12 protein-coding genes are annotated in these 14,595 nt (G+C 51.6%); 1 reads left to right on the top strand and 11 read right to left on the bottom strand.

Translation table 11 applies throughout. From position 1 onward, the window contains the following. Positions 1 to 86: 86 nt before the first annotated feature. The 4 genes from CFX1CAM_RS03810 to CFX1CAM_RS03795 form a co-directional block, all read right to left on the bottom strand. Positions 87 to 1,511 (bottom strand): ABC transporter substrate-binding protein, encoded by a 1,425-nt coding sequence (locus CFX1CAM_RS03810; RefSeq protein ID WP_087861737.1) that lies wholly within the window; start codon positions 1,509 to 1,511, stop codon positions 87 to 89. A gap of 43 nt (positions 1,512 to 1,554) precedes the next feature. After that, entirely contained in the window at positions 1,555 to 2,394 is an 840-nt protein-coding gene (locus CFX1CAM_RS03805; protein ID WP_087861736.1) for a carbohydrate ABC transporter permease, read from the bottom strand. Next, positions 2,391 to 3,341 carry a carbohydrate ABC transporter permease gene (locus CFX1CAM_RS03800; RefSeq protein WP_087861735.1) on the bottom strand — a complete coding sequence of 317 codons (951 nt, stop codon included), beginning with the start codon at positions 3,339 to 3,341 and terminating at the stop codon, positions 2,391 to 2,393. Before CFX1CAM_RS03800 ends, CFX1CAM_RS03805 begins: the two co-directional genes overlap by 4 nt. 371 nt (positions 3,342 to 3,712) lie before the next feature. After that, complete coding sequence (locus tag CFX1CAM_RS03795; RefSeq protein WP_087861734.1) at positions 3,713 to 5,578, bottom strand: choice-of-anchor Q domain-containing protein; 1,866 nt, start codon at positions 5,576 to 5,578, stop codon at positions 3,713 to 3,715. A gap of 527 nt (positions 5,579 to 6,105) precedes the next feature. On the opposite strand from CFX1CAM_RS03795, the gene CFX1CAM_RS03790 reads away from it, so the two are divergent. Continuing rightward, complete coding sequence (locus tag CFX1CAM_RS03790) at positions 6,106 to 6,600, top strand: permease (protein ID WP_087861733.1); 495 nt, start codon at positions 6,106 to 6,108, stop codon at positions 6,598 to 6,600. A 57-nt stretch (positions 6,601 to 6,657) separates the two neighbouring features. Here CFX1CAM_RS03790 and alr read toward each other — a convergent pair whose 3' ends face one another. From alr to ortA, 7 genes are all read right to left on the bottom strand, one after another. Next, positions 6,658 to 7,779: an alanine racemase gene (alr, locus tag CFX1CAM_RS03785; protein WP_087861732.1), complete on the bottom strand. Its 1,122-nt coding sequence runs from the start codon at positions 7,777 to 7,779 to the stop codon at positions 6,658 to 6,660. 11 nt (positions 7,780 to 7,790) lie between these two features. After that, positions 7,791 to 8,873 carry an alanine racemase gene (locus CFX1CAM_RS03780; protein ID WP_087861731.1) on the bottom strand — a complete coding sequence of 361 codons (1,083 nt, stop codon included), beginning with the start codon at positions 8,871 to 8,873 and terminating at the stop codon, positions 7,791 to 7,793. 17 nt (positions 8,874 to 8,890) lie between these two features. Continuing rightward, positions 8,891 to 10,222 carry a glutamate mutase L gene (locus CFX1CAM_RS03775; RefSeq protein WP_087861730.1) on the bottom strand — a complete coding sequence of 444 codons (1,332 nt, stop codon included), beginning with the start codon at positions 10,220 to 10,222 and terminating at the stop codon, positions 8,891 to 8,893. Between the two features lie 7 nt (positions 10,223 to 10,229). After that, positions 10,230 to 12,440, bottom strand: coding sequence for a D-ornithine 4,5-aminomutase subunit OraE (gene oraE, locus CFX1CAM_RS03770; RefSeq protein ID WP_087861729.1), 2,211 nt, complete (start codon positions 12,438 to 12,440; stop codon positions 10,230 to 10,232). Next, positions 12,437 to 12,802, bottom strand: coding sequence for a D-ornithine 4,5-aminomutase subunit OraS (oraS, locus tag CFX1CAM_RS03765; protein ID WP_087861728.1), 366 nt, complete (start codon positions 12,800 to 12,802; stop codon positions 12,437 to 12,439). The genes oraE and oraS overlap by 4 nt, the downstream gene beginning before the upstream one ends. A 78-nt stretch (positions 12,803 to 12,880) precedes the next feature. Continuing rightward, the gene (gene ortB, locus CFX1CAM_RS03760; RefSeq protein WP_087861727.1) at positions 12,881 to 14,296 is read right to left on the bottom strand and encodes a 2-amino-4-oxopentanoate thiolase subunit OrtB; all 1,416 of its coding nucleotides are present in this window, start codon (positions 14,294 to 14,296) and stop codon (positions 12,881 to 12,883) included. Continuing rightward, on the bottom strand, positions 14,293 to 14,577 hold the full coding sequence (gene ortA, locus CFX1CAM_RS03755; protein WP_087861726.1) for a 2-amino-4-oxopentanoate thiolase subunit OrtA: 285 nt from the start codon (positions 14,575 to 14,577) through the stop codon (positions 14,293 to 14,295). Before ortA ends, ortB begins: the two co-directional genes overlap by 4 nt. Positions 14,578 to 14,595 lie beyond the last annotated feature (18 nt).

Here is a 14,595-nt window from a genome sequence, read left to right as displayed (position 1 = left end):
TTTTAAATGAAATCATTTTTAATACCATTGCAGGGTGCCCGAATATCAGACACCCTGCATAAATTACGGATGGTTAATTTTCAACGTTAATCGGTCAAGCCCATTGAAATATTGTATTCCTCGATGGCGTCGGTAACAATCTTGGCTGCTTTGTCCAGCGCTTCCTGTGGTGTTGCCACACCGGCTAACACTTCTTCGATCGCGCCTTCAATGGTCTGCCGTGCGGTCGGGAATACGCCGATCAAACCGCCCTGGGTCACCCTGTTGTTGGGTGCAATGTGCAGTTGATCAACCGCGGTCTTGAATTGCGGATACTGCTCACGCCACTCAGTTGCCAGAGGAACATCGTATGCGGTATCTCGGATGGGGAAATAGCCTGACATGGTGTGCCAGTAAGCCTGCTGTTCAGGTGAAGCCTGGTATTTGATGAATTCCCAGGCGCAAGCCTGTTCTGCCGGGGTGCTGGCGTTGATGATCCACAGCGATCCACCACCGATGATGGTTCCTGAGGTGTCAAAGGCTGCTTCGTTAGGACGCGGCAGGTATGCGGTGCCGATTTCAAATTTTCCGTCAACCGTGTCCATGGCGCCACGCAGAACTGCTGTCGAGTCAACAAACATGGCAGTCTGTTCAGCGTAGAAAGCGGTGCGGACATCAGCATTCACCCGTCCGTAGTTGCCCATCAGGCCTTCGTCCCACATGCCCTTCCACCAATCCAGGATAGCTACGCCTTCCGGACCGTTAAAGGTCGCCTCGGTTGCCAGGGCATCACGCCCATTCGCATTATTGGCGTAGTACCCACCGGAAACAGCCAGGAATTGTTCAAAGAACCAGCCATAAATGCTCATTGAAATACCAGAGACAACCACATTGCCAGAGGCATCCTTCTGAGTCAGAACACGAGCGGCTTCCCAGACTTCTTCGAAGGTTCTTGGTGGTTTTTCAGGGTCCAAACCCGCTGCCCTGAACATGTCTTTGTTGTAATACAGCATTGGCGTGGACGTATTGAAGGGCATTGAAGCTTGCTTCCCATCAACCGTGTAATATGCCAGCACATTGGGCTCAAGGTCCGAGACATCATAATTGTCTTTATCAATGAACTCTTGAACTGGCGTGATCATTTGCAGGTCAACCATCAAGCGGGTGCCGATATCATACAGTTGCATCACTGCTGGCACATCCTGTGTCTGGAGACTTGCCCTCAACTTGTTCAATGCGTCGTCATAAGAGCCCTGGTAAATCGGCTCGACAAAGCATTTTGACTGTGAGGCATTGAAATCATCAGCCATTTGCGGAATGGCAACACCACCCAGGTCACCACCCATGCTGTGCCAGAAGTCAATCTTCACCGTTTCCTCCGGTTCCGGGGCTGGCGGCGCTTCTACTTCAGCAGCTGGCTTTTCCACAGCAGGCTCCTCCACAGCCGGCGGTTCGGCTGCAGGTTTGCAGGCGGACAGGATCATCGTCGAAATGATCAGTACGCCCAGGAAAATCAATAGTTTTTTGTTCATTTTTCTCTCCTTTTTGATAGTGAACAAACAATATCCGCTGGATTTATCCTTTCACAGCACCAGCGGTTAACCCACGAATAAGTTGCCGATTGCTGACAATAAACAAAGTTAATGTTGGGATCAGAATAAAAATCACGCCCGCCATGATGATGTTAATCATCAAACGTTCTTCATCTTGAAGCAGCGCAATCCCAATTTGAACGGTTCGCATCGAAGGATTGTTCGTAACCAGTAAAGGCCATAAATACTGGTTGTAAGTCTGCAAAAAACTGTAAACCGCCAAAGTCCCTAAAGCCGGACGCGCCAGGGGGAGAACAATCGTCACCAAAAACCGGAAACTGCCGCACCCATCGATGGTAGCAGCGTCCCTCAGGTCAGGTGGGATCTTTAAGAAAAATTGGCGCAGCAAGAAGGTGCCAAACCCTGTAGCCATAAAGGGGACTGCCAATCCCTGAAAAGTATCGGTCCATCCCAACTTGCGCACAAACAGGTAGTTCGGGATAATCGTCGCCTCCCAGGGGATCATCATGGTCGATAAAAACAGGAGGAAAAAGAAATTGCGCCATTTAAAATCAATAAAGGCAAATGCATACGCTGCCAAGCTGGCTGTAATCAGTTGGCCCATCATCACCAACAAAGATTGGATGACGCTATTCAATAAATAACGAGGCAATGGCGCTTGTGTCAGGGCACGTCGAATATTGTTTAAACGAATGCCCGATGGGAATTGGAGCGGCGGATAGGAGCCCATTTCAGAATCAGACATCATGCTGATATTGAAAGCAGACCAGATCGGATACAAAATAATTAATGCGGCAATAATCAGAATGATGTATTGTCCGATTGTGATTAATGGACGGTAGCGAAAGTTCGATAGTTTCATTCGTAATAAACCCTTCGTTCCAGGAATACAAATTGGAAAATGGTCAATATCAACATGATGAAAAACAACATGATCGATTGGGCAGCAGCAAATCCGAACTTTCCATTAAAGTAGAACTCACGGTAAATCGAATATACCAGCAAATTGGTTGCTTCGAGCGGCCCGCCCGATGTCATAATATGAATCGGTGTAAAGGTTTGGAAGGCTGCCAGCGTATCCACCACCAGTAAAAAGAAGAAGGTGGATGAAAGCATCGGTAAGGTGATGTGTACAAACCGATTCCAGCCATTGGCACCGTCGATCATGGCGCTTTCATATAGCTCTTCTGGGATGGTCTGCATGGCTGCCAGGATGATCACCGTGTTCATGCCGATTTGAAGCCATACGGTTGTTAAGGCAACTGACATCAACGCGGTGTCCTGGCTTACCAGCCAGGGAATATTCGGAATTCCTACAAGACTTAACAGGTAATTTACACCCACTGTCGGGTGGTAAATATACTTGAACATCAAAGAGGCTGTTGCGCCTGAGATCGCAATAGCAATCGAGAAGACCATCCTAAAAAAGGAAATGCCCTTGAGGCGCAGGTCACCCAGCATGGCCAGCCCTAACGAAATCGCGATTGTCGTGGGCACGGTGTAAAGAATAAACAGGAATGATTTGTTCAGGCTGTTAATAAAGTTGGTGGTTTCAAATAAGCGCTTGTAATTCAACAACCCCACAAATTTGGACAAACGTCCAATCGGATCGGTAATATATGCGCTGATCTGAAAAGAGCGGAACAGCGGAACGAACACAAAAGCCATAAATAATATTAATGCCGGGCTGAGGTATAACATCGCCTCGAAAAAATTCTTAAGAGCTCTTTTTCTTTTTCCTGCTGATCCTGAATAAGTTGTCTGTGGAACATTTGTGGATAGACTATTTTGCATCTGACTCTGTGCCATTCAATCAAACCTCATCATTTCGGATAATAAATGGTTATCGAATATCTTTGTTCAGACGAGCTTAACGAATTTTTCCAATTCACACGAGCCAAGGCTCTAAGCACATTATAACACGATAAAATAGTTATTTATATTCGAAAGCATTATTCTAATATTTTTTTAATGTTAAAGCAATCGGGCTCGCGTGAACTCACGCGAAGCGAAAACAAAGATACCAGCCTTCGAAATAGGAACTGAACGAAACTGAGCCAGGTTTTTAAAAATCTGGACTATTGAAAAACGAGTTCAGTCTCAGTTCAATTCCCTCACCACCAAAAATTGTGCTTTCCAATTCCCAATTAATCAAAAATGATTCGCTGCTTACCAAACGACTATCGTAAAAAGCAGGGTATGAAAATTTTCGCCACCCCAATATACGGGTAGTCGGGATTGAATTCAAAAGCACCAATATCACAACCCGGACCATAAGGTCTTGTAACACCGCGCTGGTCTGTTGGTGGACACGAATCGGCGTGAGCCGCATCAATCGCCCGTGAACCGGGTAAAAGGGCGTGGGTCTGCGTGGGTCCGCTGTTGTTTGCCAAGGGCCCTATCTTGGGGTCGCCGGAGAAGGTTGCATTGCAACCGCCATCTCCAACAAAGTTGTTAGAGCTCGAGTAAATATCACCTAAATTTACACAATCCCCACCCGTTGACCCGGCAATCAGCGTGCTGAAACAAACCATGGTACAACCAGTCCCATTTTTTACACCGCCACCTTCACCTGTGGCTTTATTAAATGCGATTGTATTGTAATAACTGGCAAGCTTTCCACCGTCTACATTTTGTATTCCACCGCCATCTTCCATCGCCTGATTGCCGGACACGGTGCTGTTTTTAATAACCATGTCCCCACCCCAGTTTCTCACCGCCCCACCGTAAGTGGCAGTGTTGCCAAAAAATGTACTCCCAGTAACGTCCAAAACTTCCCAATTCAGGATCGCACCGCCAAAAAATGCCTTGTTCTCGTTGAATGTACTGTCGAAAACATCAACCTGTTCGACATTCCGGATTGCCCCACCCTGAATCCCTCCAGAATTTCCAAGAAATAGGCTTGCCTCAACCGTTAATATGCCCTGGTTTTCAATACCGCCGCCGCCGCCCGTTTCGGCAGAATTTTCCTCAAAAGTGTCGCCTGTCATATGTAAAACAGCCGAGTTGTAAATACCCCCGCCTGATTCTTCTGCAGTGTTCTTAAAGAAATAATTGTTCGAGCTAGTAAGTTCCGCATCATCGGAATTATAAACCCCACCACCCTCCACTGCCTGATTGCCATTAAATGTGCTGTTTTCTAAGCGAAAGATGCCAAAATTAAACACACCACCACCGCTGGGCGCGAAATTGTCTATTATTTCGCTGTTTATCACTTCTAAATCAGTCCAGTTCAGAATCGCACCGCCCATCTGCGCAGTATTCTCGCTGAATATACTATCGGAAATTTCCACCAGCCCGATATTCCGGATCGCCCCGCCTTGATTCCCACCAGAATTGTCAAGAAATTGGCTTTCACTAACCGTCAATGAACCCGAATTCTCAATTCCGCCACCCCAATTGGCAAAGTTATCATTAAAGGTGCTGCGATATGTATATACACTTCCCAGGTTGTAGATGGCTCCGCCAGAGCTTGTATTTTCTTCTAGTGCCGTATTATCAGAAAATATGCAATTATAAGCTTCTAAGATCGCTTGTTCACCGACAGCAATCGCTCCACCATTGCCCTTCGCCCGGTTTTTAAACAAGTTACAGTTTTTTAAGGTGACTTTTGCATTTTTTGAGAGGTAAATGCCCCCGCCATCTTTAATTGATAAACCGCCTTTATAACCATGCGCAATATTGAGGCCAATCATCTTAACTTCAACGTTCTCAAACACGTCAAACACCCTCATTTGATCATCACCACTGATTGTGATCCTCAGCCACAGTGAAGATCCGTCAATCGTCACATTTTTTTGAATAAACAGCGGATCACCGCTAACTACAATAGTTTGGCCTTGAAGTGCCTCAGAAAATTTGATCGTATCACCTGGACTGGCGTTTAGCAGCGCCTCACGCAAAGACCCGGGCCCAGAGTTTTCGGTATTGATCACAGTGATTGTAGCCGCTGCAACAGGCTTTACGCTGACACCAAGACTGGTTAGCAACACGAAAGTAAGAAATAGGCTCAAAAATAATCTCAAGTAGCGACTATTGTTCATCATAACGACTCCTTTCTTTAGAAAAATATTCCTATCGAAAACTCTACGACACGATTGTCAATAATGATTATCGGGCTTTAATGACAGTATACATTGAAATACGAATATATTCAAGAAAATTATCGAAAATGTTGAAGAAGGGATATTTCATAATCGGTCTATGAATGAACATCATAATTTTTAGCATTTACAATAATTTTGAATATGATATTCATTCGCAGCAGGGCAACCATAGTGGATTACTCTGAGCATCGTGCACTTTCGGGTTGGGCGGACACAGCTCAATATCCTTGCAGGGCACAGGGATTACTACGCGAAGGTCCGCCCCTACGCATGACCCTGAATTAAGAACTGACCCATTTTCAAGCCACTCTTATGCTGTCCAGCATGAACTGCTTCTCATTTGCAGAACCAAAAAAACTTGCCCAGGGTGATTAACCCATTTATAATCAACAGGAAGAACCATCCACAAGTCAAAGCCCATGATGATGAGAGAAAATCCAACGAATAACTTCACAAGGAGATCGCCCATGAATACCCCTGCGCTGATCCTGTCCGGAATTGCACTCATCCTGTTGATTGTTGCCCTCATCCGGGGTGAAAACCTGGCTATTGCCGGGATCAAACTGGCTGGCGCCACGGTGTGGAGCAACCTGATTCTATTGATTGCCAGTTTTTTAATCGCTGGCTTGATGCAAGTGCTGCTGCCAGGAGCGTTGATTGCAAAATGGATGGGGGATTCCGCCGGGATTAAGGCAATTCTGATTGGTTGTGTCGCCGGTGGGATCGTGCCGGGTTCACCGTACGTCGTCTTTCCGATTGTCACCGGTTTTTATAAAGCTGGCGCCGGTTTGGGCGCCATCATCGGGTTTGTCACTGCCTGGTCTCTGTGGTCAATCTCCCGCCTCCCTATAGAAATGGCGCTGATCAACCCCAAAACCGCCCTGCTGCGTTATGCCATCACCTTTATCGTCCCCCCCTTATCCGGCCTGGCTGCGCATGCCTTGAGTAAGTTCATGGGGTAAATGAAGCCCAGTCACTCTGGTTGTAATTAGTTCTTTCGCCTGAATTAACCTGCCCAATTAATGTAAATACACGCGCGTCACACGCGGGTTGATCTGACAGGTCACCTCATAGGTGATGGTATTCAGCGTCTGCGCCCACTCTTCACAGGTGATCTCCTCATCGCCGCTCCTGCCCATCAACACGACCTCGTCCCCCACCTTCACATCCGTCGTTGGCCCCAGGTCAACCATGCTCTGATCCATACATACCCGCCCCACCAGTCGATACGAGCGCCCGTTGATCAACACCCTGCCCCGGTTTGAAAACAGACGATTAAAGCCATCCGCATAGCCTACGGGAATGGTGCCGATCCATGTATCCTGCGGGGCAAACCAGGTGCGCCCGTACCCGATACTCGTCCCGGCGGTTACGTATTTGAGAAATGAGACGCGTGTGTAAAAACTCATCCCGGGCTTAAGGGGGATCGTGCGTGGGGTGCGCGGGTCGGGATACGTCCCATATACCATCACACCCGGACGCACCATGTCCAGCCATCCCGAATCATGCCCCAGCACCGCGCCCGAATTGGCACAATGCACCAGGTCTACCCGGCGACCAATGGCTTTATGGATATCCTCAGCTACAGCCTTGAAGCGCTGAATCTGTCCCCGGGTGTAATCGGGATCGGGGTCATCGCTGATTGGCAGATGGGTGAAAATCCCCTCCAGCTCCAGGTTTGGGCAATGCTGATCGATGAACGTTGCCAGCGCTGGCGCTTCTGAGATGGACACACCAATGCGCCCCATGCCGGTCTCCACCTTGAGGTGTACAGGCTGCCGCTTTCCTGCTGCGGCACTGGCAGCTTGCAGCGCGTGGATATTTTCCAGCTCGCAGACGGTTAACACCAGGTTGTTGTGGACTGCCGTTTCCATTTCCTCTTCAAAGACCGGTGAAAACTTTAAAATCGGCAAGTGGATACCCGCCTGCCGCAACTGGATGCCCTCCGGAACCGTAGCCACGCCCAGCCAATCCACACCGATTTCCTCTGCCATTCGGGAGACTTCCACCGCGCCGTGCCCGTAAGCATTCGCCTTAACCGCAATCAACAGCTTGCGCTCAGCACCAATGGCCTGGCGAATGCCGTTAATATTGAAGCGAATATGATCCAGATGAATGCGGATGTGAGTCTGGTAGAGCATGACGAACCCAATTATAATCCGTGCACAACTTTTTTCTCAACATAAGGCGAAGTCGAAGCCGCTAAAAGCGCGCTGTAAGTTGGCATAAAGGCAACCTCATCGCCCAGTTGCAGCGCTTGATGTGCATCGCTTACATCCAGCACCAGGTGATCGCTGCTGCCGCCCAGCACGATGATGCCCTCATCCTCCGGTGTCAGACCTTCAATGTCCACATCCTGGCGACCCATGTTGAGCAATGCACGTTTGCGCACACCCCGGTCCTCAAATTCAACCTGGTTGCCAAAGGCATCCTGTCCGCGTGGTCCGATCGGGATCGAGGGCTTGCTTTCAAGTTCGATAATTTCCGCCACGACCCGCAAGCCATCCTGGCGCGTCCCCGGCAAGGGAGAACGGTCGAGCACGTTGCGCCCCAGGATGATCGCCTCGCCAATCCGGAAGTGATTGATCTCAGGCGGCATGCCGCCCTCCATCAACAGGGGCAGGTTGGCGCTGTTCCCACCGGAGAGCATATCCAAGGGCAGGCCTGTCGCCTGGCGGCAGGCATCCCGGCAATCAATCAGGGTGCGCATGTTCTCCGGCGTAGGGATCACCCCGCCATAACAAGCCAGGTTGGCGCCCAGACCGGCAATCTCAATATTGGGCAGTCGGGCGGCATTTTCCACCAACGGAACCACACGATCCGGCCACACACCCTCGCGCAGATCGCCCACGTCCACCATGATGATCACTTTGTGGGTCCGATTTAATCCCACCGCCGCCTGTGACAGCGCTTCCAGCGTCCCCAGGGATGAGTTCAACGAGTAGTCCGCATAGCGAATGACGTTCTCCACCTCGCACAACGCAGGCAATCTCAACATCAAACGGGGCATCTCCGGGTAGGTTTCGGCAGCCAGGCGCAGGTTTTCGGTCCGTGAATCCGCCAGCATGTCAGCGCCTTCTTCTTTAAATACTTTTTGAATCGCCGGGTGCGCCCGCAGCACTTTGGATACACATGCGACCTGTGCACCATGCTCGTGGCATAACCCAAGGATGTATCTGACATTTTCAGCAATCCGGTCGGGGAATATTTCGAGTCGGGGAGTGTACATATTCAATCAAGTCCTTTCTAATGCTAAGCCTGACTTTCAACCCAGGCGAGAAATGTGCTTTTGACCGCATCGGGATAAACTCCAGCCAGGGTGCCAAAAGCTGAAAAGAGATAATCGCGGTCAATCAGTACTGCCGTATCCGGGAGGGGGAGCAGATATTTTCCCGGCCCGGTGCAGATTGAACGCAGAATCTCCGCACCGCCCGGGATGCGCGTCAGTGCGCCGCCGGTGCCAATCACCCATTTAACCGCCGATAGATCTTTTCCCCGCACCACCTGACGCTTGCCTGTTGGGGTGTACACATCGACCACCATGCCGGCATGACGCCGAATGGCGGTTTCCACCGCCCGGGTACACAGCCAGCGCGTCAGGGTCATCTCATGTTCCGTTTTGGGGACAGCCTTTAAGTTCTCGATCTGGTAATGCAAGCCCTCACCCGCTGCCATCTCGATGATGTTGCGGGCATTGACATACACACCCAGGTCGCCTTCCACGGTACGTTTGGCATGCGGTTCTGGCTCGGTCAGGCGGTCTGCCCACTCACGACTGCCCTCGCTGACGCTGTGCACATCGGTAGTGGCACCGCCCACATCAAAGACCAAACAATCGCCCAAGGCTTCGGCAAATAATTCCGCAGCGTGTAAAACTGCGCCCGGCGTGGGCAGGATTTGATGGTCGGTCAGGTCACCCAGGCGGCTCATGCCCGGCCCGTGGATGATATGACGGTTAAATACCTGCTGGATCAGGTAACGCACAGGCTCGATATTCAAAACGTCCACTTCAGGAAAAACATTGTCAGCCAGCAGGGTTTCAATCCCGGCTGTATCAAATATTTCGTTAATCGGTTTGCGGATCACCGCGTTCCCCGCGTAGACGATGGGAATTTGAAGTCCAAGGGAAGCCAGGCTTGCGGCATTCTGCAACACAATCTTCTTTTCACCGTAGTCCACGCCCCCAGCCAGCAGGATGATATTCGGCTTAATGTCCCGGATAGCATCCAGGTCGTAGGCATCCAGGGCGCCAACCGTCACCAGCTTAACAATCGCACCGGCACCCAGGGCAGCCTCACGGGCTGCCCTGGCAGTCATACTTTGAGTCAGCCCGTGGACGGTCATGCGCAGACCGCCCGCGGCTGAACTGTTGATAAAAATTTGTGGGTCATTTAGAGATCGGCCCAGGTTGGCTTCAACCTCAGCCAAAGCCACATCAACGCCAATGCCAACATCACCTTCCGCCACCGTCGTGGTCGAAAAGCCCTGCGCCAGGTGCTCAAAGATTCCCCCCGGTCCCAGCCTGAAGGCATTCGCCTTGGTGATGGTCGAACCGATCTCAATTGTCAGGACATCTTCGTTCACAGATCCTCTACAGCACGCCGCGTTGCTTGAGTGTTTTCACCATCGCATCGACCACTTCAATGCCCTTGGTGCCGCGTCCGAAGGCAGCGTCCAGTCCGGTTTCAGCAGCCATATCAGGTGTCACCTGTGTGCCGCCAGCGATCAGAATCAGCCTGTCACGGATGCCTCTTTCCTGGCAGAGCTCAACCAGTCGCTTCATCTGGATGCGGTGGATATCGCCGTGGCTGATGATCGTCGAGATCAGAATCGCCTGAGCACCGGTTTCAATTGCGGCATCGATCATCTTGCTGATCGGCACCGAGGTGCCCAGGTAATGGTACTTGACGCCATATTTTTCGATGCCGCCGTGTTTGATGTCCAGGATTTCTCGCAGACCAACACTGTGCTCGTCTTCTCCGACCGTACCTGCAACCACTGTCAAGCCGACCTTCAAAACCGCTTCACGCAGTTCCTCTTCGGGAAGTAATTCGATTTTCTCGGGGATCTTCAAAGTGTCGCGATCCACGTCAAAGGTCACCTTCCCTTTAACCTCAAGATAGCAGCCTTCTGCCGGGTGCAACACCATCAGGTTGATCACCTGGGGGTCATCCAATCCCATTCGGCGGGCGATTTCCAGGCCGGCTTCGCGGGCGTAATCCTCTTGCTCGGGAACCATCAACTGCACCAGAACCGTCCCGTCGCCTGCCCATTCCACCTCGGGTCGTATCAGATGACCCTTGCGGTATGGATAGGTCTCCTGCAAACGTCGGTCCGCTGAATCCTCAGGATCCAGCTCGTCGATATAGACAATTTTTTCCGGATGGCAGAGCGTGCAGCCTCCGATCAAATCACACGGACGATCCAATCCCTCCGGCAGGTTGTTGTTCCCAAAATGAGCGCACACCGGTGCCAGGTAATCGGGGTCGCGCGGCACGATCGAATCAGCCGCCACCCCGCCCTGACCGTCCCGGGCAATGCCATCACCGCTGCGTTCAGGGTATTGAGCCGAGTCCACAAAGAAGCCTTGCTCAACTGCGGCAAAGTACCCACCGACCTCGAGGATTTCTTCCAGGAAGCCCACTGCGCGCTCTTTAATATCGCGCGCCATCTCACCCAATGGACCGTCCATCTTTAGGCTGAGCAGTTCTTTAATCCCATCCAGGGCTGACCAGGTCTGCTTAACCGTCTGCACACCGCGGATATTGTTGTAATGCCAGGGCACGTTGCGCCCCTCATCAGGGGTGATGGTGCTTTGGATATCGGCGCTGGTCAGCATCGAGATCAGGGTGTCAATCGTGTGAGTCCGAATGGCCTCTTCGATATCCGATTCAATGTAACGTGTATTTTGTTGGGCGCGCATCTTGAAATCAGAGAAGAAATCGCGTAAAGCCACTGCGTAGGGCAGGTCGTACCATAATTTTGGCGCCGGTGGTGAGTTGGGCGGCACCGTGGAGAGCCCGATCAGCTCCTTGGGCATCCCCGAAGCAAGCGAATAAGCGCAGTTAATCCCATGCTGCACCAGCAGCTCGGGCATCACCAGCCAGCCGGCTTTGGCGGTAGCATTGGCATTATGCGCCCCGTCAATCTGGAAAATCTGACCTGCTGTCATCACGAGCTTGGCTTCAGCCGCATCCACAAAAGAACGATACATGTTGATGTTGCGGTAAAGCACGTTGTACTGCGGGTCCTGGTGAGCCCCATTGACGCCTTCTTCAGCAAACAACACAGCCACCTCAGGCCCAGCCACGCCAGAAACGTAGCTGTGGAAGTTAATTGGTCGCCCAACCTCTTCTTCAATCAGGTCACAGGCTTTGCGGCTGGCTCTGATCTGCTTGCGCGTGATCGGCACACCGCCCACACCCTCAGGAGTGCCCTCCATCAACCCATCAATATGGCTCTGCCCGGTGGTCCGGATCACCATCAGGTGGTCCGCGCCATGCCAGGCTGCCATGCGCATCCGCCGCAGGTCATCCTCAAAGCGACCAGAAGCAATTTCTGTGGTCACCACGCACTCGGGTTGCGGATCGATATCGTCAAAATACTTCGATGCCGGCAGACCGATGCTGTTTTTTAATGGCTCTGACATATTACGAAAGTGAAACGGTCCCATGTCGACGCCATCTTCCATGACTTTACGCCACACCCAGCCTTTGCGCAGCGGACGGTAATTCTCCAGGTCCGTCAGGATGGCTTCAATATCCATCTTTTCATTGGGATTAAGCGGTTTTAATGCGCTCATTGTGTCACCTCCTCAAACAAATTATTCAGGATATCCTTATCCTCCAGGATGGCGGCAGCAGCTTCTCGAATATCACAACCCTGCTTTTCTGCCACACGCAAAAGCACGTGCCCGGCGCCCTTGCCCAGCAGTCCTGCCTGGAGCACCCGATCCACCACCCCATGCGCGCTCAAGCTGTCAATGCCCATACGCAGCAACACAGCGCGCTCGATCGAGGGGGATGTATGTGTACGAGCCAGCTCGGCTATCGGTGCGACAAGCTGGTTGCAAAGGTCCCAAAAATGTTCTTTTAACGCTTCATCCGACATTGTTTTGTATTTTTCCCGGCGTTGTTCAAACCGGGCGATGCGATCATCTGTCATTTTTTCACTTCCTTTACTCATTTCTCTGGTCATAAAATCCAGCTTCAATAAATTTCAAGTGCCTGGGGTGCAGCTGGTTCAAGCACCCAACGTTGATATGTGTTGACGGATCCAATCCTCATTCACCTTCAGATCCGCTGCTAAAAAGCCAATATCAATCTCATCCCACTGATCAACAGGGTGATGATTGGCTGCATTCTTCAGATAGGAACTGCGCAGGCGCTCCATGTCCTGCACTTTGCCCCGCACCTGTTCCAGCCGTTCAGGGATGACAATCGATTGACCGGGCACGCTTTCTTCGGGGTCGCCGCGCCGGACTTCGATGCCATTTTCCCGGGCAAAGCTGAGCTGGCTGTTGTGATGTTTGCCTGCGCCTGTATATTCAGTTTCCTGGACAACCACCACCTGGTCCTGATCCATTTGCCGGGCCAGGGTGATCGCTGCCGTCAGGCTGGTGTTCCCGGCTGGGCCGCGCTCAATGCCTTCGATTTTGGTGAGCAGCTCGGTCACATAAAAAACCTCACCCTGGGTTACCAGCTGGTATTCATCCATATAGCGTAGCGAGCGTGCAGCATTGCGGGGAACGTCCACCCGATCCGGCCAGGTAGCGAAGGGCACGCCAAACCCGGTATGCCCGGTGGTGAAGGATTTACGGTTAAAGTCGCGGTCTGAAGCCATGTGTAGCCCGCTCAAATCTACCGAACAGGCTACGATCCGGGTGTCATCGCATCCTGCTGCCAGCAGACCGCGCGCCGTACCGGTCAGATTGCCACCGCCTGCATGGGTGATCACCACGGCATCCGGGTCCTGCCCGCATTCCTCACGCACCTGCTGGGCGATCTCAAGACCCAGGCTCTCTACGCCCCGAATCCCAAAGGGCGTGTACAGGCTGGCATTGAAATAATGAGTCTCTTCCAGGGTGCGCAACAGTAAGTAGAACAGCTCGGGTCCCACTGAAAGCTTGAGCACTTCGGCGCCGTAAGCTTCGCACTTGCGACCTTTTTCGATAATCTCAGGTTGACCAACACCTCGGCTGTCAAATACCTCCTGGATGATGATCGCCTTCAGCCCGCGCTGCACCGCCTGAGAAGCCACGGCAGCGCCATAATTTCCACTGGTCGCCGCGATCATCCCCCGATATCCCTTGGCTGCAGCTTCATACGCGCTGATCGATGCCCGCCGTGCTTTAAAGCTTCCGGAGGCGTTTGCAGCCTCGTCTTTAAGGAAGATGCGGGCGCCTTTGCCAGGCGGTGAAATGCGTCGCACAGCCCGGGTCAGGTTGTGCAGCTCGAACAGGGGCGTGTTGCCCACCTTGGTCTCATGCTGAATGCGGGCGATATCCTCATGGGAGTAACCCGTCTCTGCCATCATGCGTTCATAATCGAAAGTAATCGGCGAGTGAATGAAATCATCAAAGTCAATCCCTAACGATGCCTTCATGATCTCATTTTTACGGCTCATTACGGCTTCATAGGACATGTCTCGGTTATTCATACATCCTCCCCCAGTCCAATGTCGAGCAGCTCAGGAACAACCGTCCCAAAGGAGTGGGTGTAACTCGGGTTGACGGTCTTCAAAGTACCGTCCATCTCCCTGCCAATCATGGTGCGGATCCGGGCTGGCGAACCCACCTCCGCATCCTCCAGCAAAAATCCGGATACATTCAGCACATAAGGTACTTTTTTGGTTTCCTCGGGCAGCGTAGGAGCACGCTCTTCAGGGGTCAGGATGATTTTTTCGACCTCAACCCATGTTCCCGCGAGAATTTTTGTCATCTTGATCTTTCTCCTGTT

This window comes from Brevefilum fermentans (assembly GCF_900184705.1).
In the GTDB taxonomy this organism is placed as follows: domain Bacteria; phylum Chloroflexota; class Anaerolineae; order Anaerolineales; family Anaerolineaceae; genus Brevifilum; species Brevifilum fermentans.
Note: the sequence above shows the minus strand (reverse complement) of the source record. Positions and strands in the feature narration are given on the sequence as shown.